The sequence below is a fragment of the Alkalicoccus luteus genome, from assembly GCF_012034335.1.
Lineage (GTDB): Bacteria > Bacillota > Bacilli > Bacillales > Salisediminibacteriaceae > Alkalicoccus > Alkalicoccus luteus_A.
The window spans coordinates 110,882-131,868 of the sequence record NZ_JAATHJ010000008.1; the positions used below are offsets into that span (position 1 = coordinate 110,882).

Genomic DNA, 20,987 nt, shown 5'->3' on the forward strand with positions numbered 1-20,987 from the left:
ATAGTGAAGCCTCTGCCTTTTTCGTATTAAAGAAGTGGGATGGTGTTCAGAATGAAATCAGTTGGAGCAGTCGTGTTAATTGTCATTGGGATGCTGGTATCGTTGCAGACGGCTGTAGCCGCTGAGGCTTTTTTGGACCCGGACATTCCGGTAGACAGCGGACAGATGGTCGAAGTGATCGTCGATTTAACCGAGGAACCGGTACATATTCAGGAAAAAGAGGCAGAGGAAAGCGGAGAAACGTTTTCTGCACTAGAAACAGAAGCCCGGCAGCAGCAAGCTTCGGCACTGTTTGAAGCATACTTGGAGCAGGAAGACATATCGGTTGAACACATAGAAAAACTGGAGAAGGTGCTTTACGGCTTTGCGATCACGATGCCTGCCAATCAGGCTGCATCTTTTACAAAGCTGGAGTACGTAGACGGCGTTTATTTAAGCCAGCTGTATGAAGTGGCGCTGGAAACAGATGTCGACTCCCAGGAGCAGACGGAGGCGCTGGAAGCAGAGATGGAAGCACTGGCCGAGCTCGGTCTGACCGGAAAAGGCGTCAAAGTGGGCGTTCTCGATTCCGGGATCGACTACCATCATCCGGCGTTAAAGCACGCCTACCGCGACGGCGCCAACTTCATCCGGGACGGCAGAACCGATCCGCTTGAAGGCCACGGGGTAAACTCTACGCACGGAACAGCCGTGAGTGCCGTTATCGCCGGAAAAGGCGACGTGCAGGGAATCGCACCGGACGTCGATTTATACGTCTACCGGGTGTTGAACACGATTAATCAAGGCTATACCGGCAGCATTCTGACTGCGATGGATCAAGCTGTAGAAGATGGCGTGGACGTGGTGAACATGTCGTTCGGACAAGAATCCAATATCGCTGATACGCCGCTGACAAAAGCGATCAGCAACATGATCGATGCCGGCATCGTCGTTGTGGCAGCTGCAGGAAACGACGGCGAAGATGGTATGGGCACAGTGAACAATCCGGGCACATCCCCGCTTGCCGTAACGGTCGGGGCATCCTATCTGTCACGAGGGCAGGAAGTCGTAGCAGATTTCTCCTCGCGAGGGCCGCTTACCGATACGTATGACATAAAGCCGGATCTGACGGCACCTGGCGCCGCGATTTACACGGCGCTCTCCAAATCTTCCGCCGGCGGCAGTTACACAAAAGCCTATTCGTTTTTCTCGGGTACAAGCTTTGCTTCGCCGTATACGGCAGGACTCGCAGCCCTTTTGCTCGAACAGGATCCGAGCCTTGCGCCTGATGAAGTAAAAGCTCGTATGATGAATACTTCTGATGCGATTAACGGCGTCTCGGTTAACGATGCCGGGGCCGGCAGGATTGATCCGGCCGGAGCGTTGCAGACGGACGTGATAGCATTCGTTCAGGACAGCCACACGTTTACGGAAGAAGGAAAAGAAAAGCAGCGCGCACACCGGAACGGAAGCATGAACCTGAAGACGATCCGGGCAGGCGGAACGTTCAGTCGCACGACAGTCGTGACGCTTGAAAATGCGAGCTCGTCGGCTGTCACCTTTCAAACGGGCGTTGAGGAAAAGGCGATGCGCGGCATGAAGATGAGCCTGCCGAAGGAAGTCACCGTGCCGGCGGGCGGGAAAAAAGACGTAACCGTGACGCTTTCTTCTGCTAAGCCGACATCCGGATACATGGAAGGGTGGCTCACGTTCCGCTCCGATAACGCAGAGGACCTGCGCATTCCATTTGGCGGCCAGGTGGAGACGATTTCGAATCCGGTAAAGGAATTTAAAACAGACCGAAACCTTGTCAGCCGCCACGTTCAGCCGGAGCTGCAGTGGAACATCGACAGCAGCATGAAAGCGGAACTCAGTCTGCTCACGAAAGACGGAACGAAGCTCGGGACAATCAAACCTGGCAGCGGCGCGAAGCTGAAGTGGGATCTTCGGTACACAGACACAAATGGAGCTGCCAAACGTGCCGGGACCGGAACGTATCAGCTGAAGCTGGAGGCCGTCAGCGGAGAGAACCGCTACAGCCGCACGCTGACAATCGACGTGTATGAAGAGAAGCCGGCGATCTCATTGGAAGCGACGCAGCTGGATCAAAATCTGATTCGTGGAGCCGTCGCCTCCCGGTTTTCGGACAAGCAGGAAGCAGACACAGCTATAACGCTTACGTTTGAGCTCAGCCAGAACGGCAGCCGCTATTCATCTGGCACCGCATCGGTTCAGGCGGACGGCAGCTTCCGCATCCGTAACCGGCTGCAGGACGGCGAGTCCGAGCTCACACTCACCGCGGAAGACCGGCTTGGGAACAAGCAGACGAACTCCTTTACGGTTACAAAAGAGCAGGAAGTGTACCAGCTGAACGACAGCGGCTCCGGTGTAGAAGCCCTGCAGGACGCGATGAAGCATCTAGGGTTTGATGCGGGAGAATCCGGTACGTTCGGAGCCGCGACACAAGCCGCACTGGAGGAGCTGCAGCAGTATTACGGCCTTGCAGTCACCGGCGAAGCCGATACAGAAACGATCCGCCTGATCGCATCGATCACTGACGGAACATACGCGACGCCGTCTGATACGGAAGACGTCCGCACGTTTAAGCAGCGTCTCACGCACTTAGGCTTCGGTACGTTTCCGGAGCGTCCGTCACCGCGCTACGGCCCGGTAACAGAAAGGGTCGTAGCTGATTTCCAGCAGCACTACGGGTTAGTCGTCAACGGCTACGGCGATCCGGTGACGCTTCAGAAAATGGACGAGCTATGGGGGCAATCCTTGAAGGACGGCGATGATAATGAAAACGTCCGGTCGATGAAAATCAGCCTGACGAGCTTAGGCTTCGGCACGTTTCCGGAGCGTCCGTCACCGCGCTACGGGCCGGTAACAGAAGGTGTGGTACGGGCATTTCAAGAAGCATCTGGATTACGAGCATCCGGGACAGCGAACCCGATCACGCTCGCTGCCATCGAGCAGCAGCTCAGCTCCTTCTGGACCGACGGCGATGACGATCCGGCCATCACCGGCTTGAAGCAGCAGCTCACGGCGCTTGGCTACGGCAGCTTTCCGCAGCGCCCTTCCACGCGCTATGGACCTGTTACGACCCGCGTCGTGGAAGCGTTCCAGCAGGATCAGGGCCTGACGGTAACCGGGAATATCGACCGGGTGACCGAGCAGACTATGAACAGACTGCAGGAAATCGTTTACACAGACGGGGCTGACGCTCCGGGTGTGCGTGACGTGAAACAACAGCTGACTGCTCTTGGATTCGGCAGCTTTCCGCAGCGGCCGTCGACCCGCTACGGTCCTGTAACGATGAGTGTCGTTCAGGACTTCCAGGCTCATTTCGGCCTAGAGCAGAGCGGCTCGATCACGAGACGCGATCAGCAGGTGTTGGATCGCGAAACAGCGACCGTTCTGCAAAGCGGCTTTTCCACAACGGAAGCACGGGACATGAAAGTGAAGCTCAGCGCAGCCGGCTATGGCACTTTTCCGGCTGACCCCTCCGACGTGTTCGGACCGGTAACAGCATCCGTGGTCTCTGACTTTCAAGCCTCCCAAGGGCTTCCGGTCAGCGGGATTATGGACAGCGTCAGCCTGGAGCGCCTGAGAGAGCTTCAGTAAAACGAAGCACCGCGGCAGCAACGAGCCGCGGTGCTTTTCATTTCGCAGTTATAGTATAAGGTATACATCAAAGCGGACGTTCCCTCATAAGCCGAGTCCCGTACGAATAGAAACGTTTACGTAACAAGGAGAAACGTCCTCATAAACGGGTAGAACCTCCTCGTAAAGGAGGGAAGACACCTCGTAAAAGCGGACCCGCACCTCGTAAACGGTGTATCCCGTGCGAATAGCGACCGTCACTTACGAATAGGCTCGGAGCGGAGGGCTTCGGCACGGACCGAAGCCAGGGGTTGAGGTGGATGATCACTTTCACGTAAAGGAAGCAAGGTTCCTCATAAAGCAGCGGAATCCCCTCGTAAAGAGGAACTACCTCCTCGTAAAAGCAGATCCACACATCGTAAACGGTGTATCCCGTGCGAATAGCGACCGTCACTTACGTCTAGGCTTGTAGCGGAGAGCTTCGGCACGAGCCGAAGCCAGGGGGGTGAGGTGGATGATCACTTTCACGTAAAGGAAGCAAGGTTTCTCATAAAGCAGCGGGATCCCCTCGTAAAGAGGAACTACCTCCTCGTAAAAGTGGAATCGCACCTCGTAAACGGTGTACCCCGTGCGAATAGCGGCTTTCACTTACGAATAGGCCGCAAACGAAAGCTTCCCCCCTCTGCCGAATACCGCTAAAATCCACCTTGCAACATTTCCCTCCAAATCCCGTCTATTACAATGACGTATCGATTTTCCGCAAAGGATAGCATACGCCCCGTAAAACGACTATAATGAAACATATCATGAACAGCGTTGCGTCATGGACGGTAACGGGGGATAGAAAGAGGTTTTGACATGTATAGCATGGATGACACGAGAAATCATAAATTTCTGCTCATCTTAGGGGACTTACTCTGTATATTAGCAGCATATATCAGCGCATTTTACATCCGCTATCTGGACTTTCCGGACCGAAACTGGGAGGCGTTTCTCTCGCTTCTGCCGTGGATTCTGCTGATTGGGCTGTTTTTCATCTCGGTATATGAGCTGTACAGCTTAGACCGAAAGCATACGATCAGTGACATCGTCCGTAAAATTCTCGTCGCAACGGCGCTGATGACGTTTCTTACGATGGCAGCGTCCTACTTATTCCGTGAGTTCGCGATGCCGCGATCGGTCGTCCTGATCGCAAGTATTTTCACGGTGTTTCTCATGGTCACGTTCAAGGTGCTCTACCTGAAGGTGACGCGCGGAAACAAAATTGGAAAAGTGCTCTTAGTCGGAGACGGGGAAGCGGCGTCTAAGCTGCTCTATAAAATCCGCCACCCGATGCTGAAAGGGACAGCGGTGCGCCACGTATCCGAGCACGTACCGCTTGAGGAACTGAACTATTACTTAAATGAAGTCGACTTCGTCGTACTCGCAACCGATATTTCAAAGGAAAAGAAATCGCAGATCATTTATTACGCGATGGAGCGTAACAAGGTCGTCTACGTGATTCCGGAGCTGTACGAGCTGCTGCTTCAGAAGGCAACGTCATCACCGATGGATGACACGCTCGTCATGGGCGTCCGTCCATTTCTGCTCACGTGGGATAAAGTGTTTTTAAAGCGCGTGTTTGACTTTTTATCGGCGGTGATTCTTATTATTCTTGCGTCACCGGCGCTCATTGCCACTGCAATTATGGTAAAGCTGGAAGATCCGAAGGCCGACATCATTTACTCGCAGGAGCGGCTCGGAAAGTACAACAAGCCGTTTACGATTTACAAATTCCGCTCGATGATTCAGGGGGCGGAAAAATCGACGGGGCCGGTGCTTGCCACGTCTGACGATAAGCGGATTACAAAAGTCGGCAAGTTGATCCGGGCGACGCGTTTAGACGAGCTGCCACAGCTGTTTAACGTGTTAAAAGGTGACATGTCGCTCGTCGGACCGCGGCCGGAGCGGGAGTTTTTTATTCAGGAGCTCACGCAGAAGTATTACCACTACGGTTACCGCAACCGCGTGAAGCCGGGGATCACCGGCTATGCGCAGGTGATGGGGAAGTATACGACGGATGCTGAGGACAAGCTGCGCTTTGACTTGTATTACATCCGTAACTACAGCCTCTGGCTCGATATTATCATTATCTTAAAAACGTGCCTCGTCGTATTCGATAAGTCGAAATCAGAAGGCGCAGAAGATACATCGGTCACGATCGAACGGCCGGAAGAGGAAAACAAGGACGAAGCGTCCAACCGCAAAAAATCGTCGCTTAACTTTTAGATTCCGTTTGAAGAAAGGGCTTTTCATATGCAGACAATTTTCATGACAGGCGGAGCCGGCTTTATCGGTTCCCACGTTGCCGAGCGGCTGCTCGCGCGTGGGGACCGTGTTGTCGTTTACGACAACTTTACGACCGGCACCGCTGCGAACATACCGGCCGGGGCAGAAGCAATCGAAGGCGACATCCGCGATAAAGCAAACGTCCAGCAGGCTGTTGCAGAGACAAAGCCGGACGGGGTCATTCATCTGGCCGCGCAAAGCAAAGTCGGTCCGTCCTTGGAGCAGCCGGATATGGACCTGGAAATTAACATTTTAGGCACGGTGCATCTGCTCGAAGCAGCAAAAGCAAACGACGTGCCACGCTTTATTTCCGCATCGTCGGCCGCTGTTTACGGCCACGCTGGGCAGCTGCCGATCGATGAAACGTCCGCGACCGAGCCGCTGTCGCCGTACGGTACGTCAAAGCTTGCGGCCGAGCAGTACATCCAGTCGTACGCGAGGCTGTACCCGATTCGCACAGCAGCGCTCCGCTTTGCGAACGTTTACGGTCCGCGCCAGACGGTAGAAACAGAAGCAGGCGTGATTACGATTTTTTGTGAGGCGCTTCTGGCAGGAAAGCAGCCGCTCATTCAGGGAGACGGTGAACAGACGCGGGATTTCGTCTACGTCGAGGACGTGGCGGAAGCGGTAATCACCGCCTTTGATCATGAAACTGTGAGCGGCGTTTACAACGTCAGCTCTGAAACGCAGACGAGCATCAATGAGCTGCTCAAGGAGCTTAGTCACGCCGCTAATAGAGAATTTAATCCTCAATACGGCGCTCCTCGCACAGGGGATATTCGCCACAGCTATTTATCTTCTGTAAAACTTCGTCAGACAGCCGGGTGGAAGCCGAAAGTGGCACTCGCCGAAGGCCTGCAGCGGACAATGGACTACTATAAAGCATAACGAAAGCCAGCCTCCCGAAATGGGGGCTGGCCATTTTTTATTCCTGTGAAGCGGTTGTGGAGCTCGTGATTTCTAAATGCTCTTTCAGCGTACCGGAAACGTCCGCGAGGGACTCGTCGCGAATGCGGTAGTAGTAGACGCCGCCTTCGTTGTAATCGTCGCCTTCAAAGGTGAGCGATTCGATGTCATTCATGTCGTTCGCGTACGAATGCATGCTGACCATGTTGCCAAAGCTTAAGTTCGTGCTTAAATTTCGCTCCATGCTGTCGACGAGCGAATTAAAGTTCGTAATCGTGCGGAAGCTTGCCGACTGATGGATCACCGCTTCAATGATGTCCTTCTGCCGGTCACCGCGGCCTAAATCGCCGCGCGGATCCTGCTTGCGCATTCTCGCATAGGCAAGCGCCTCTTCGCCGTTCAGCGTCTGCATGCCTTCTTCAATTTCGATCGTGCCGTACGTCGCGTTGTCCGTATCGGCAATCGGCATCGGCACATCGACTTCGACACCGCCGATCGTATCAATGATTTCAACGAATGCTGTAAAGTTTAAGGAGACGACATAGTCGACCGGAATATCGAGCATATGCTCAACCGTATTGATCGTCGACGTCACTCCGCCGTAAGCATGGGCGTGATTGATTTTGTCATTTGTATCACGGTCCGGCATGTACACGTAAGAGTCACGTGGAATGTTGACCATTTTAACGGACTCATCGTTTGGATTGAACGTGGCGAGCACCATTGCATCGGTGCGTCCGCTCAAGTCATCCTCGCGGCTGTCGAGGCCAAGAAACAAAATTGACACCGGGTCATCAACCGGGTCGACCGCTTCGTCGCGCATGTCCGACTTCTCCCCGCGATCAAGCTCTGCCTGCGAGCTGTTCGTCGCACTCTGCACCTGATACACCATATATCCAAGCACACCGCCAGTCACAATAAACGTTATTAAAAAGAAAAGCAGGGCTACTTTAAACAGTTTTTTTACTCGGGATGGACGCTTCTCCGGGCGCCGCGACCGCTGAAGTTCTTCACTCATCGGGATACTCCCTTTCTCTAATCAAATCCCATGCATCGTACCACAGAACAGTCTCCCTGCCTATGGTTCATCTGATTGGACGCTCTATAAAGGAAAGGGTTACACCTGTCGGAAAATAATTGGCAGAAAAAGATGACGGGTGTGGGTAAAATCGGTGGCAGGCTTATGCGTAAGTGAGGAGCGTTATGTGTACTGAAACCGTCGTTATGCGTACCTGAACAGCTTTTATGCGTAGGAAACCAACTGATCTGCGTATCGTTTCTGTAAGTGTGGGTAAGCATTCCCATTTAACGAAAAAAGGATTGTCCAGCTCGACCCCCGGCTTCGGCACCGGCCGAAGCCCTCCGCTCCAAGCCTAAACGTAAGTGAAAGCCGCTATTCGCACCGGGATTGGCGTTTACGAGGTGCCATTTCCGTTTTACGAGGTGCCATTCCTCATTTGCGAGGTGGTTCCGCTTCGTTACGAGGAACTTTGTTTCCTTTACGTGAGAGTGATCATCCAGCTCAACCCCAGGCTTCGGCTCAGGCCGAAGCCATCCGCTCCAAGCTTAAACGTAAGTGAAAGCCGCTATTCGCACGGGGATTGGCGTTTACGAGGAGGGATTCCGGTTTTACGAGGTGCCATTCCTCATTTACGAGGTGATCCCGCTGCTTTACGAGGAACTTTTCTGCATTTACGTGAAAGTAATCATCCAGCTCACCCCAGGCTTCGGCCCGTGCCGAAGCCCTCCGCCCCGAGCCTAAACGTAAGTGACGGCTGCTATTCGCACGGGGATCGGCGTTTACGAGGAGCGATTCCCATTTTACGAGGTGCATTTCCTCGTTTACGAGCATCTTCCTCCCGTTAACGAAGAAGTCTCTCCCCGTTACATTAAACCTCTCTCATTTACACAAAGAAATCCCCGGCGGATTGCCGGGGATCGTCCTATTTTACGGATTGTAATGAATTGGAGATCCAGGTCCTAAATCGAGGCCTGTCGTCATCCAGATGATTAGCATGATCGTCCATGCAATCGTGAAGAAGATCGAATACGGGAACATAACGGAGATCATCGTTCCGATCCCCATCTTCTTATCGTACTTCTGTGCAAATGCGATGATGATCGCAAAGTACGTCATCAGCGGCGTAATGATGTTCGTTGTAGAGTCAGCGATACGGTACGCCATCTGCGTCAGCTCCGGCGAGTAGCCGAGCTGCATCATAATCGGCACGAAGACCGGTGCCATCATCGCCCACTTAGCAGACGCACTGCCGACGAACAAGTTAATGAAGCCTGCGACAACGATAAAGCCGAGAATAAGCGGGATGCCGGTCAGATTCGCCGCCTCGAGCGCCTCTGCCCCGTACACGCCGAGAACAAGGCCGATGTTCGTTTCTGCAAAGTAAGCGACGAACTGACCGGCAGTAAAGGCGAGCACGATAAACATCCCCATGGCCGCCATCGTTTCCGACAGCTGGTTCGCGACATCTTTATCGCTCTTAATGTTCTTCGTCGCAATCCCGTATATAAGACCAGGTATAAAGAACAGGATTAAAATAATCGGAACGAGGGAATCCATAAATGGTGACTGTACGATGCCGCCGTCTTCTGCCCGCAGCACACCGTTTTCCGGAACGATGGTGAGAGCAAACAAAATTGTCGTCACGAGAAGCGATCCAGCTGCCCAGAGCAGTCCTTTTTTCTCGATTGCTTCCAGTCCGTTCAAGCTTTCGCGGTAGTCGCCTTTGTATTCGCCGAGGCGAGGCTCAACGATGCGCTCTGTGACGAAGGCACCGACGAGCGTGAGCATGAAGACAGATGCAATGATGAAGTAGTAGTTCATCGCGATGTTCATGCCTTCCGCGTAGGCCGGATCAATGATTGCGGCTGCTGAAATCGTCAGCTCCCCGAGCATCGGATCTGTTGCTGACAGGAATAAGTTGGCACTGAACCCGGCAGAAACGCCGGCGAACGCGGCCGCAAGACCGGCAAGCGGATGTCGTCCGAGTGCAGCGAAAATAACCGCCCCGAGAGGAGGGAGTACTACGTAACCCGCATCTGAGGCCACACTGGACATAATGCCAGCGAATACGAGGCCGGCTGTGATCAGGACTTTCGGAATCGACAGCACAAAGCCCCGCAGACAGGCGCTGATTAAGCCGGTGCGTTCTGCAATCCCGATCCCGAGCATCGTTGCCAGCACGACGCCGAGCGGTGCGAAGCCGATGAAGTTATCGACCATGCTGGAAAATAAATATTGAATCCCTTCGGTCGTAAGCAGACTCGTTACTTCAACGATCTCGCCTTCTTCACCGGGGTGCTCGACGCTCACGCCGATCGCGGAAATGATAGCTGAAGCGACAATGACGAGCAAAGCAAGAATCGCAAAAATCGTCACCGGATGCGGTAGCTTATTTCCCGCAATTTCAATGCCGTCTAGAAATTTCTGAAAAAAGCCTTTCTTCTTTTTCTCAGGCATAATGGTAAACCGTCCCTTCATATGTAAGTTTGGACATGCGACCTTCCATCCTAAAGGAAATTTTCATAAAATTGAATGCGTTTTAAAATAGTGGTAATTGCAAAAGAATTGCCACTAGCAGGACAGCTTGAGAAAGTATGAGAAAATCTCATTTTCTGTTTGGTACTTGTTCCTATGTACAAATGCTAAGCACTAAGATACAGTAAAAGGAAATAATCTGAAAAATGTGCCAAGGGAGGGACACGCGTGAAACGAACAAGTTTACTTGCACTTATCTTTATTTTATTATTCTCTATTGTGTACAGCTTTGAAGAGCGCGGCGCGACAACGGCTCACGCACAGGCGCAACAGGGAGAGGTCACCGCTTCCTCGTTATTCGTCCGCGCAGACGCAGCGTCGAACGCACGTATCATCGGCGGCCTGCAAAAAGGTGCCAAAGTCGAAATTCATGCGACAAAAGGCGACTGGCATCAGATTCGCTTTAATAACGGATGGGGTCACATACATAAAGGCTTTGTGAAAACAGCCTCGTCCAGCAGCGCAGAAGCTGCCTCCGGTACAGGCGAAGTGACTGCCGGAAGCTTGCGCGTCCGCTCCGGACCGTCTACAAGCCACCGCGTTGTCGGGAGCTTAAGCCGCGGCCAGAAGGTCGACATCACAGCGACATCCGGCGACTGGCTCAAGATAAAAGTCGGGAGCAGCGAAGGGTTCGTGCACGGCTCGTATATTAATACGGGTGACAGCTCCGGTTCATCAGAAAAAACGGCGAGCAGCAGTGCAGCGACGGGTGAAATTACGGCATCCAGCCTGAACGTCCGCTCCGGACCATCGACTTCAAACCGCATCGTTGGCAGTTTAAGTCGCGGAGATAAAGTCGATTTGCAGGAAAAAAGCGGCGACTGGTACAAAATCAGCTCCGGCTATATTCACAGTTCCTTCGTGAATACAGAAGGATCGGGTCCGTCGTCCGGCGGCTCTGCGCCTGAAGCAGCCACGACGAAAGGCGAGGTCACTGCGAACAGCTTAAACGTGCGCTCAGAGCCGTCCACGAGCTCCAGCATCGTCGGCAGCCTGACACGTGGCACGCAGGTCGATATCCACGAGCAGAACGGCAATTGGTACACGATTAAACGCGGCAACGGCTGGGCCTACGTGCACGCAAGCTACGTGCGTGAAGTCGGTACTTCATCCGGTTCAAGCGGTTCCGGATCCGGAAGCCTGAGCGGCAAAACAATCTTCCTTGACCCAGGTCACGGCGGCCGCGATCCAGGCGCTGTCGTGCAAGGGAACATTTATGAAAAAACAATCGCCCTGAACCTGAGCCAGAAAGTGCGTCAACGGCTGGAAGCAGAAGGGGCCCGCGTCGTGATGAGCCGTACCGGCGACAGCTACTTGAGCGGCGGTCAGCGGGTTGCTGCTGCGAATCAGTCCGGCGCTGATCTGTTCATCAGCATTCATGCCAACGCCTTCCCGAACAGCTCGGCAAGCGGAGCAGAAGTACTTTATAGCTCAGCAGGCAAGCACCCGAACGACTCACGCATGCTCGCCTTGGAACTGCAGTCAAGCATCACGGACGGTACCGGACTCCGCAACCGCGGAACGGTCAACCGCAGTCTGGCAGTTCTCACCGGACCAAACATGCCGTCCGTCCTTATTGAGCCAGGCTTCATGACCAACAGCGGCGACCTGAGCGTGCTGCTGAACGAGCAGGATAAACTCGCAAGTAATATTGTGAACGGACTGAAGCGTTACTACCAATAGAGTGCTGGACCCCGCTGAAGCGGGGTCTTTTGCATTTATGGCTTTGTCTTACGCATAAAAGAATAAAGGTTGCGCATAACGAAGCTTCCGCTACGCATAAAACCACTCTCCGTACGCACAGCACATGAATCTGATACGATTAGCAGCCTTCACTTACGATTAACGGTCAATCACAGAAAGGAAAGCTTCGGCACTGGCCGAAGCCACCCGCATTCACCTGAATTAACGCTTTCGGCTGAAGCCGAAAGCAACGACTAAGCAGAAATAAAGGAAAGGTTCGCATAAACGAAGAAAGGTTCCGCATAACGAAGCTTCCGCTACGCACAAAACCGGCCTCCGTACGCACAACGGCTGAACCTGGTACGAATAGCAGCCTTCACTTACGATTAGCGACCCCTCACAAAAGGAAGGCTTCGGCCAGCGCCGAAGCCACCCACATTGATTTGAATGGACGCTTTCGGCACGAGCCGAAAGCAACGACTAAGCAGTAAGGAAAGAAAGGTTGGCATAAAAGAAGAAAGGTTCCACATAACGAAGCTTCCGCTACGCATAAAACCACTCTCCGTACGCACAACGCCTGAACCTGGTACGAATAGCATCCTTCACTTCCGATTAGCGACCCCTCACAAAAGGAAGGCTTCGGCCAGCGCCGAAGCCACCCACATTGATTTGAATGGACGCTTTCGGTACGAGCCGAAAGCAACGACTAAGCATTAAGGAAGGAAAGGTTCGCATAAAAGAAGAAAGGTTGCGCATAATGAAGCTTTTGCTACGCACAAAACCGGCCTCCGTACGCTCAACGCATGAACCTGATACGAATAGCGCTGCCCAGTTACGTTTAGAGATCACCTAATCGATTAACTGATAGGTCACTGGATAAACGGATGGGACTCGCTTAAACTGCTGCTGCATCAGGCGGCCGCAGGTGTCGCGGCGCATGCCTGCCCAATTCATCGCTTCTGTTAAAGTCATAGTCGTCTTATGTAACAGCGCATAATCCCTAAATGCTTGCTGATGCTGATTCTTCCCTCTCTCGAAGCAGAATGCACATACCCAATAACCACGGCGCCGAGCCATAATCGCATCACATGAGTTGCATAAAACGCCCGATTTCAATATGGAAGGGTCCAGCTTATACCGAGAAAGCAGGTTCCGTTCTTCCTTTTTTAATCGATTTACTAAACGTTTCCCAAGGTTGGTAATCTGACTTTTCGTTAACGTCGGTTCAGTATAAGTCGTCTTCCATTGACGAACGATTTCAGGCAGCTTCGCAACATGAGCGAGGTTTTGAATCGGCAGGTCACTTTTTATCTCACAGCGTGGGTTAGTGACGAAAACCTGTGTGAGAATGGGAATCTCCTTGTTTAAATCGTGTTTTAAGATACGCTCTAACTGTATGCGCTGGCGATCTACTTGAGCGAGCGGACAGGCCATCACGTCAGATTGACCATCAGCTGTTTTGACTAGCTGATTATAATGGCTCGAAAAATAAAGAGAACCGGCGTAATGTTTAAGTTCAATGATGCTGATAAATGTTGGGGAGAGAAGCAGTAAGTCAATCTGCACCGAAAATTTGCTGTCAGGTACTGAAGCGTAAAGCTGATGAAAATAGGAAATGTCCCTGGGGAGGTAGTCGAAGTAATAGTCTAGTTCCTTTTCGCCTGAAAATCCGGCACGATACCGGTAAAAGTCAGCTTCCACACGAGGATATAAGGGATGTGTTTTCGGCAGCCGCCTCAGCAGTGCCTCATATTGATAAAAGAAGTAAGGCTTTTTTCTAGGATTAAGCAGCATGTACAAGCCCCTCTCATATAAAGTTACCATTAAGTATAGACCAAACACCTGTTCTTTGGAAAGAGATAACAATCCATCTTAAGTAAAGTTAAGAGAAAGTAGTTCATAAAAAGAGAATAGTTACTCACAGGAGAAGAAAGGTTCCGCATAACGAAGCTTTTACTACGCACAAAACCGTTCTCCGTGCGCACAACGCTTGAACCTGGTACGAATAGCAGCCTTCACTTCCGATTAGTGATCCCTCACAAGAGGAAAGCTTCGGCACCGGCCGAAGCCACCCGCATTCACCTGAATTGACGCTTTCGGCTGAAGCCGAAAGCAACGACTAAGCAGAAATAAAGGAAAGGTTCGCATAAACGAAGAAAGGTTCCGCATAACGAAGCTTCCGCTACGCACAAAACGGATATTCATTCGCATAACAGCAGCTACGGTTACGAATAGCGGCTCCAAGTTACGATTAGGCACCCCCCTATCCACCTAAAAAAGCAGCGGCCAGGGGCCGCTGCTCTCTAATCAAACCGTTTCTACAAGTTTTCCATTCACAACAGCTTTACGTCCTACAGAATAGTAATTCAGCGATGTGGAGGCAACGTCCTCGAGAGAGTAGCAGTTGCGGCCGTCGAATACGTAGGGCTCTTTCAAGTACTGCTCGTATGCGCGCAATTCAAGCGACTTGATTTCGCTCCAGTCGGTCACGATAAAGGCGGCATCTGCGCCGCGAAGCGCTTCCTCGGCTGTTGACACATAGGTGACGCCTTCTGGCATGACGCGCTTCGCGTTTTCGGTTGCGATCGGGTCGTACGCGACGACTTCCGCACCTGCGAGCAGCAGTTCCTGACTGATCGCGATCGCAGGCGACTCGCGCATGTCGTCGGTGTTTGGCTTAAAGGCAAGGCCGAGCAGCGCAATGCGGCGTCCCTTCAGCGAACCGAACGCTTCCTTCGCTTTGTTCGTGAGCGAGCGATGCTGTTCATTGTTTACGCGAATGACGGCTTCCAGCAGTTCAAAGCTGTGATCGTGGTTCGCCGCGATCTGTGCGAGTGCCTTCGTATCTTTAGGGAAGCACGAGCCGCCGTAGCCGATGCCGGCGCGGAGAAACTGGTGGCCGATACGGCCGTCCATGCCCATCCCGGATGCGACGTCTTCAATGTTCGCGCCGGTCTTCTCGCAAATATTCGCAATCTCGTTCACGAAGCTGATCTTCGTCGCCAAGAATGCGTTTGACGCATACTTGATCATTTCAGCACTGCGCACGTCGGTGCGGTAAACGGGAATCCCGAACGCTTCGTTCACGTCTTCGATCATGTCGCCCGCGTAGCCCGCGTCAGCGCCGATCACGATCCGGTCGCCGTGAAACGCATCGTCAATCGCGCTTCCTTCACGCAGAAACTCCGGGTTCGAGACCATCTGTACGTCCACATTATGCACGAGGTGCTCCTTAATGACCGACAGAATATGATCATTCGTTCCAACCGGCACCGTTGACTTCGTCACGACAACGACGTCCTGCTTCACGTTCGTCGCAATATCCTTCGCGACCTGATTAATAAAGCGCAGATCGGCGGTGCCGTCTTCTTTTTCCGGCGTTCCGACGGCGATGTAGACGACGTCTTTATCGGTGAATCCCTCTGCGTGATTGGCGGTAAAGAACAGGCGTCCGGCCTGAATGTTTTTTGTCATCAGTTCATCGAGCCCCGGTTCGTAAATCGGGGACTCCCCGCGGCGCATGCGTTCCACTTTCGCTTGATCAATATCGATACACGTCACCTTGTGTCCGATTTCAGACAGTGCGACACCTGTAACGAGTCCGACATATCCAGTTCCAACTACTGCAATGTTTGTCATAAAAAAATCCTCCTGTATTAAACCTTCTCGGAAAGCGTGTTTAAGTATTCCAGCACATCGTCGCGCAGGTCGTCACGTTCCAGTGCAAAGTCAACGGTCGCTTTCACGAAGCCGAGCTTATCGCCGACGTCGTAGCGCTTGCCGCTGAATTCATAGGCGAGCACGACCTGGGATTCGTTTAGCTCTTTAATTGCATCCGTTAATTGAATTTCATTTCCGGAGCCCGGTGCGAGATTACTGAGAATCTCAAAAATCTCCGGTCGCAGCACGTAGCGGCCCATAATCGCATGGTTCGACGGCGCGTCTTCCACGGCCGGCTTCTCGACGAGATCGGCGACATGAATGACGCCCGGTTCAATTTCCGTCGACTTCGGCGCAACGATTCCATATTTACTGACGTCATTATCCGGGACAGGTTGCACCCCAACAACAGATGAATTGTATCGTTCGAACACTTCGATCAGCTGCTTTAGGCAGGGCGTGCCGTCTGTACGGACGATATCGTCCCCTAAAAGAACCGCAAACGGCTCGTCGCCGATAAAATGCTTCGCGCAGCTGATCGCATGCCCGAGGCCTTTCGCTTCCTTCTGACGGATGTAGTGGATGTTCGCCATGTTGGAAATGGCTTGCACTTCCTCCAGAATTTCAGTCTTTTCTTTACGGCGAAGTGTTTCTTCCAGCTCGTAGGACGTATCGAAATGATCCTCAATCGCGCGCTTGCCGCGTCCGCTGATAATAATGATGTCTTCAATGCCGGATGCGATCGCTTCTTCGACGATGTACTGAATCGTCGGCTTATCGACAATCGGCAGCATCTCCTTCGGCTGCGCCTTTGTCGCCGGCAGAAACCGCGTCCCGAGTCCCGCTGCCGGTATAATAGCTTTACGTACTTTCACCATATGTACCCCTCCTGTGCGTTTACATGAACTGTCCCCATTATACTACCAGATCATAACAAATGGCACCCTTCGCTGAAAAAAACAGAATTGGCATCTTTACTCACGGGTATATGTCAAGTAGAATTAATTGTTGAGGTTTTTTGTCCGAATGTTCAAGCATCACATATATATTGAGGAGTGTCCCTATGGTGGAATCCCGCATGACCCGAAATAAGAAAAAGAAACGCCCCGTCTTAAAAACGCTTATTATAACATTCGCCATTTTGCTGCTTGCAGCGGGAAGTGCCTTCGCCTATGTAGCGACCCAGATACAAAACGTTACATCGGAATCTCAGGTGGAGCTGGAGCGAGGCGATCAATCGGAACAGCGCGAGGATGCGGTCAAACCAGATGTCCATCCGGTATCGGTTCTTTTCTTAGGACTGGATACGCGCGACGGCGATCTCGATGGCCGAACCGACGCCATGGTACTTGCAACGTTCAACCCGGATGAACCATCGATCAAAATGGTGAACATCCCCCGTGACACGCTCGTGCCGATCCCGGGCAGACAGGCAGAGGATAAAATCAACCACGCCCACGCTTACGGTGGAGTGGATTTGACCGTTGATACAGTAGAAGACTTGTTTCAGATCCCGGTCGACTACTACGTGTCACTCAACTTCGATGCCTTTATGGAAATCATTGATGCGTTAAACGGCGTGACGATTGATTCACCAATGGCCTTTGAGGAAACGGATAACCAGACGTACGGCACGATTCAAATCGAAGAGGGCGAACAGACGCTTGACGGGGAAGAGGCGCTTGCTTACGTGCGCATGCGGAAATCAGATCCACAAGGAGATATCGGCCGTGGAGAACGCCAGAAAGAAGTAATGGCATCGATCGTAGACGAAATGGCTTCCTTCAATTCGATTACAAACTTCAATTCGCTGCTCAATGCGATCGGCAACAACCTGTATACGAACGTGGCGTTTAACGACATGGTCGACATGCACGCCTACGCGTCCGAGCTCGATAACATCGAGTCGTTCGGCTACGACGGAGAAGGCGTGATGCAGGACGGCGTTTACTACTACCAGCCGGATGAATTCTCGCTTGAGAAAACAAGGCAGCGCCTGCAGGTTCATTTAGGTCTGCGCGCGTCGATTGATCCGGAGTTTGAAGAGGCGCTGGAAGGCGGTGACGACGGCAATGAAGTAGAGCCGAGCGGAGAGCCGAATCTGGAGTGGAATGAAAACGACGGCAATGAAGACGCCGGCGGTATGGAAAACGATGAATGGAACAATAGTGAAAACACGGAAGAAGAAAGCTGGCAGCAGGACGGCGCTGAGAACGATACGCAGTCAGGTCAGCAAAACGGTACGGAAGACAATGAAGAGTGGGAAACGACGGATAACAACTCCTGGTAATATACGCCCTCGGCTAATCAAGCCGGGGGCTTTTTGTATAGGCGCGCAGATTAGCTGCCAGTAAAACGTTCATTTATAGAAGAAGACTGGCAGATTATGTTTCATATTACTAACGAAAGGAAAGCTTCTACCTGCTGAACGTAAGACTTTCTTCGGTCCTTTACCTGGGTAAAGGGGGGTCAACGTAAAAGTTAAAGCGAAACAGTGGAAATCCGGGCCGTTCTATGTTTACAATAGTAGTACAATTGTTGTTCATCCGTTACAAGGGATGCGTGAGTGGAGGGGTACAGATGGAAACAGCTAAGGCAGATTTGAAGAAAATCGCGCTCATCTGCACGGAGAAGGAATACGCAGCCGATCTGAGGAAGATACAAGCGCCATCAAGCGTTCTTTATGAGTTTTTAGATGAGGCAAATGATGAATACGCCGCAACGTTTGATACGCTGTTTCTCTTCAGCTCAAATCCCGATACGCTTATTAAAGAGCAGCGCGCACGAGTGAAAAAGGTCGAATGGGAAGGCAAGCAAATTGTCTTCATCGTGCCGGACGACTGCATGCACAAAGCAAAAGAGATGCTACGAGAAGAAATGCAGGGACTCATTTCCCTGGAAAAATTCAGAGAGCACTCCGAGCAGGCGATGGAAGTCATCTGTGACCACCCATTTCTGTTAAATCCGGAGGTCAATTACGAGCTCGCTGAAGAAGTGAAACAGAGAAAAGAGCGCCAGCAGCCGATCAACCGCTTCAAGCTGATTCCGGAGCGGGTCGACGTCGACCTGCGTAAGTCGGAGTTAAATATTCTGCAGCTGCTGCTGGACGGAAAATCAACGCCGGAAATGGCCGAAGAGCTCTACTACTCGGTCAAAACCGTGAAACGCTACGTCAGCAACCTGATTCGCGGCGTCGGCGTCAGCGACCGCACCGGCGTCGTCGTTCACGCGATCCGCAACGAATGGGTCGACTGCGAGCGGGACTAGAATAACACTGTACTAGGGTAAACGCCCTTGTACAGTGTTTTTATTTTGCCTGGAGGTCGCAGTTTCGCGTCATGAAGAAAAAGTTCCTTATAATAAAGAAAATCCACCTCATAAAAGCTATACGATACCTCATAAACGAAGAACCGGATGCAAATAAGTGGTCTGACGTACGAATAGCGCCCTGAACCAATTGTAACGTCCTTCCCTTCCTCGCCGACAAATAAGGAAGAAAAAGGAGGCACTTACCGATGCAATGGGAATGGACCGTGACGACCAATGATAATAACGAGCATTTCGCCGTAGGCTTTTTGTTAACAGAGCCGTGTGCACACCAAGCAATCGCACTCGTACATAGTGGAGGGAAGATCATTGCTACGACAATGACAGACGACTTCGGCTACTTTCACGTCAAGCTCCCTACAAAGCCAGAAGACATACATCCGATCCTGCATTCTCCTCATTCTGCGGTAATCTAAAGAAAATATTGCCAGTCCACTATACGGAAACTTGCTTAATGGGTATAATGATACAAGTGAGTTCAGACGGGAGGGGAAGTTCGGTGCAACGGATTACATTACTGATTGTCGTCGTCTTAACCGGTGTGACGGTGCTGGTCGGAAGACTGTATTACCAGGATCAGCTTCAAGCAACAGCGGATCAGGCGCATGAACAGCTGGCCGCTTCAGCCGGAATCGATGCAGAAGAGCTGGAAGTACAAGATGACGAAGAAGCGGATGAAGCAGCAGTCGTCTTGGAAGAGGCAGCTGAAGAGGAGAATGAGCTAGAAGAATCCGCTTATGACGAAGAGAAGCTGGAGCAGCTGACGTCAGAGCTTCCGAATTCGATTGCGGATCGCATCACAGAACGGCTGTCTGCTGGAGAAGCCGTGCGTGTGTTAACGGTAGGCACGCGTTCCTCCACGGACGCAGAAGACGAGGGACTAACGCCTTGGCCGGAGCTGTTGGAAGAAGAGCTGAATGAAGCATACGGGGAAGGAACGTTCCAGTTCACAAACGTTTCCTTTGGTGGCTTTACGACCGAAGAGATCGTCGAGCAAAACCGCCACGATGACTTAGCTGACAATGAAGCCGACATTTTATTGTTGGAAGGGTTCAATTGGAACAATAACCTCGCTGTCGTCACCGGGGACGACGCGCACGAGCAGATTGATGCGATTGCAGAGGCGGCAACGGCAGATAATAGTGATTTAATCACGGTTCTGCATCCATCTCCGCCAGCTTATGAAACGTCGATCTATCCGGAACAGGTCGCCGATTTTGCAGACTTTGCCGAAGAGGAAGGGTACGTGTACATCAATCACTGGGAAGCATGGCCGGACCTGGACGATGAAGAACTGCTCGATTACGTCACCGAAGAGCGGATGCCAAATCAAGACGGCCATACGCTGTGGGCAGAAGCGATTCGCCCGTATCTCGTAACCCAATAAACTAACGCAAAGGATCATCCGATGCGAAGTCGGATGATCCTTTGCGTTAGTTTACATTCGTCTGCGTGACGTTAGCTGCGAGGTGGGTGTGTTTTCCCTCCGGCTTTACGAACTCCAGGCGATGGGCCGAATAGCCTTTAAAGCACGTTGGACATTGGAACGGAAACGAATTTTGTTTGTTGAGAGCTGCTTTGCGCACATCTGGAGTGTCATCGCCGTAAGTACCTACCGCAAGTTTATTCCATGCTTGAACCGCTGTGACCGTTTCACAGCTTGGGCATTCAATATGCGTCGCTTCCATCACTTGCTTTTTTCGATTCGCCTTCCAAAACATGCACATCTCTCCTTCGAACAGGGCAAAGCCATCCACGTGAGTGGAAATAAGACTATATGTATATCTTTCCACAAATGTGGAAAGAAAAACCTGTTTTTATTAGTTTGTTTCTTCGTCAGCAGATGACTCCCCTTATTATCGTCCACCGAGGTGGATTATTGAAGGGTTATGGTCAATTATGTAAAACACCGATAACGAAGACCTATCGTTCACTGAGGTGGAAT

Annotated in this window: 14 protein-coding genes; 8 read left to right on the forward strand and 6 right to left on the reverse strand. The window is 51.9% G+C overall.

Annotation, left to right across the window (positions count from 1 at the left end):
• Positions 1–51 precede the first annotated feature (51 nt).
• The 3 genes from HCN83_RS07550 (at position 52) to HCN83_RS07560 (ending at position 6,798) form a co-directional block, all read left to right on the forward strand.
• Positions 52–3,603 (forward strand): peptidoglycan-binding protein, encoded by a 3,552-nt coding sequence (locus HCN83_RS07550; protein WP_168005968.1) that lies wholly within the window; start codon positions 52–54, stop codon positions 3,601–3,603.
• An 837-nt stretch (positions 3,604–4,440) separates the two neighbouring features.
• The gene (locus HCN83_RS07555) at positions 4,441–5,850 is read left to right on the forward strand and encodes a sugar transferase (protein ID WP_168005970.1); all 1,410 of its coding nucleotides are present in this window, start codon (positions 4,441–4,443) and stop codon (positions 5,848–5,850) included.
• A 27-nt stretch (positions 5,851–5,877) separates the two neighbouring features.
• Positions 5,878–6,798 (forward strand): SDR family NAD(P)-dependent oxidoreductase, encoded by a 921-nt coding sequence (locus tag HCN83_RS07560; protein ID WP_168005972.1) that lies wholly within the window; start codon positions 5,878–5,880, stop codon positions 6,796–6,798.
• Positions 6,799–6,835: 37 nt separating this feature from the next.
• Here HCN83_RS07560 and HCN83_RS07565 read toward each other — a convergent pair whose 3' ends face one another.
• Both HCN83_RS07565 and HCN83_RS07570 read right to left on the reverse strand, forming a co-directional pair.
• Entirely contained in the window at positions 6,836–7,834 is a 999-nt protein-coding gene (locus HCN83_RS07565; protein WP_168005974.1) for an LCP family protein, read from the reverse strand.
• Between the two features lie 930 nt (positions 7,835–8,764).
• Complete coding sequence (locus HCN83_RS07570) at positions 8,765–10,294, reverse strand: AbgT family transporter (protein WP_168005976.1); 1,530 nt, start codon at positions 10,292–10,294, stop codon at positions 8,765–8,767.
• 246 nt (positions 10,295–10,540) lie between these two features.
• Between HCN83_RS07570 and HCN83_RS07575 the strand changes: the two genes are divergently transcribed.
• Complete coding sequence (locus HCN83_RS07575) at positions 10,541–12,055, forward strand: SH3 domain-containing protein (protein ID WP_168005978.1); 1,515 nt, start codon at positions 10,541–10,543, stop codon at positions 12,053–12,055.
• An 849-nt stretch (positions 12,056–12,904) separates the two neighbouring features.
• On the opposite strand, the gene HCN83_RS07580 is transcribed toward HCN83_RS07575, so the two are convergent.
• The 3 genes from HCN83_RS07580 to galU form a co-directional block, all read right to left on the reverse strand.
• Entirely contained in the window at positions 12,905–13,849 is a 945-nt protein-coding gene (locus HCN83_RS07580) for a nuclease-related domain-containing protein (RefSeq protein WP_168005980.1), read from the reverse strand.
• A 513-nt stretch (positions 13,850–14,362) separates the two neighbouring features.
• The gene (locus HCN83_RS07585) at positions 14,363–15,694 is read right to left on the reverse strand and encodes a UDP-glucose dehydrogenase family protein (protein ID WP_168005982.1); all 1,332 of its coding nucleotides are present in this window, start codon (positions 15,692–15,694) and stop codon (positions 14,363–14,365) included.
• Between the two features lie 17 nt (positions 15,695–15,711).
• A complete protein-coding gene (gene galU / locus HCN83_RS07590; RefSeq protein ID WP_343033672.1) occupies positions 15,712–16,590 on the reverse strand; it encodes a UTP--glucose-1-phosphate uridylyltransferase GalU in 879 nt (292 codons plus the stop codon).
• 188 nt (positions 16,591–16,778) lie between these two features.
• Between galU and HCN83_RS07595 the strand changes: the two genes are divergently transcribed.
• The 4 genes from HCN83_RS07595 to HCN83_RS07610 all read left to right on the forward strand — a co-directional run bounded on the left by HCN83_RS07595 (position 16,779) and on the right by HCN83_RS07610 (position 20,429).
• Complete coding sequence (locus HCN83_RS07595; protein ID WP_168005986.1) at positions 16,779–18,005, forward strand: LCP family protein; 1,227 nt, start codon at positions 16,779–16,781, stop codon at positions 18,003–18,005.
• Positions 18,006–18,295: 290 nt separating this feature from the next.
• The gene (locus HCN83_RS07600) at positions 18,296–18,982 is read left to right on the forward strand and encodes a response regulator transcription factor (protein ID WP_168005988.1); all 687 of its coding nucleotides are present in this window, start codon (positions 18,296–18,298) and stop codon (positions 18,980–18,982) included.
• Positions 18,983–19,230: 248 nt separating this feature from the next.
• On the forward strand, positions 19,231–19,458 hold the full coding sequence (locus HCN83_RS07605) for a hypothetical protein (protein WP_168005990.1): 228 nt from the start codon (positions 19,231–19,233) through the stop codon (positions 19,456–19,458).
• A gap of 83 nt (positions 19,459–19,541) precedes the next feature.
• Complete coding sequence (locus tag HCN83_RS07610; RefSeq protein ID WP_168005992.1) at positions 19,542–20,429, forward strand: SGNH/GDSL hydrolase family protein; 888 nt, start codon at positions 19,542–19,544, stop codon at positions 20,427–20,429.
• A gap of 46 nt (positions 20,430–20,475) precedes the next feature.
• On the opposite strand, the gene HCN83_RS07615 is transcribed toward HCN83_RS07610, so the two are convergent.
• Positions 20,476–20,763 (reverse strand): hypothetical protein, encoded by a 288-nt coding sequence (locus HCN83_RS07615; RefSeq protein ID WP_168005994.1) that lies wholly within the window; start codon positions 20,761–20,763, stop codon positions 20,476–20,478.
• Positions 20,764–20,987 lie beyond the last annotated feature (224 nt).

Excerpts from the sequence above, each read along its gene's own strand:
- HCN83_RS07600 (WP_168005988.1), top strand. The coding sequence starts at position 18,296 with ATGGAAACAGCTAAGGCAGATTTGAAGAAAATCGCGCTCATCTGCACG.
- HCN83_RS07555 (WP_168005970.1), top strand. The coding sequence starts at position 4,441 with ATGTATAGCATGGATGACACGAGAAATCATAAATTTCTGCTCATCTTA.
- HCN83_RS07580 (WP_168005980.1), bottom strand. The coding sequence starts at position 13,849 with ATGCTGCTTAATCCTAGAAAAAAGCCTTACTTCTTTTATCAATATGAG.
- HCN83_RS07570 (WP_168005976.1), bottom strand. The coding sequence starts at position 10,294 with ATGCCTGAGAAAAAGAAGAAAGGCTTTTTTCAGAAATTTCTAGACGGC.
- HCN83_RS07550 (WP_168005968.1), top strand. The coding sequence starts at position 52 with ATGAAATCAGTTGGAGCAGTCGTGTTAATTGTCATTGGGATGCTGGTA.
- HCN83_RS07605 (WP_168005990.1), top strand. The coding sequence starts at position 19,231 with ATGCAATGGGAATGGACCGTGACGACCAATGATAATAACGAGCATTTC.
- HCN83_RS07565 (WP_168005974.1), bottom strand. The coding sequence starts at position 7,834 with ATGAGTGAAGAACTTCAGCGGTCGCGGCGCCCGGAGAAGCGTCCATCC.
- HCN83_RS07595 (WP_168005986.1), top strand. The coding sequence starts at position 16,779 with ATGGTGGAATCCCGCATGACCCGAAATAAGAAAAAGAAACGCCCCGTC.
- HCN83_RS07615 (WP_168005994.1), bottom strand. The coding sequence starts at position 20,763 with ATGTTTTGGAAGGCGAATCGAAAAAAGCAAGTGATGGAAGCGACGCAT.
- HCN83_RS07585 (WP_168005982.1), bottom strand. The coding sequence starts at position 15,694 with ATGACAAACATTGCAGTAGTTGGAACTGGATATGTCGGACTCGTTACA.
- HCN83_RS07560 (WP_168005972.1), top strand. The coding sequence starts at position 5,878 with ATGCAGACAATTTTCATGACAGGCGGAGCCGGCTTTATCGGTTCCCAC.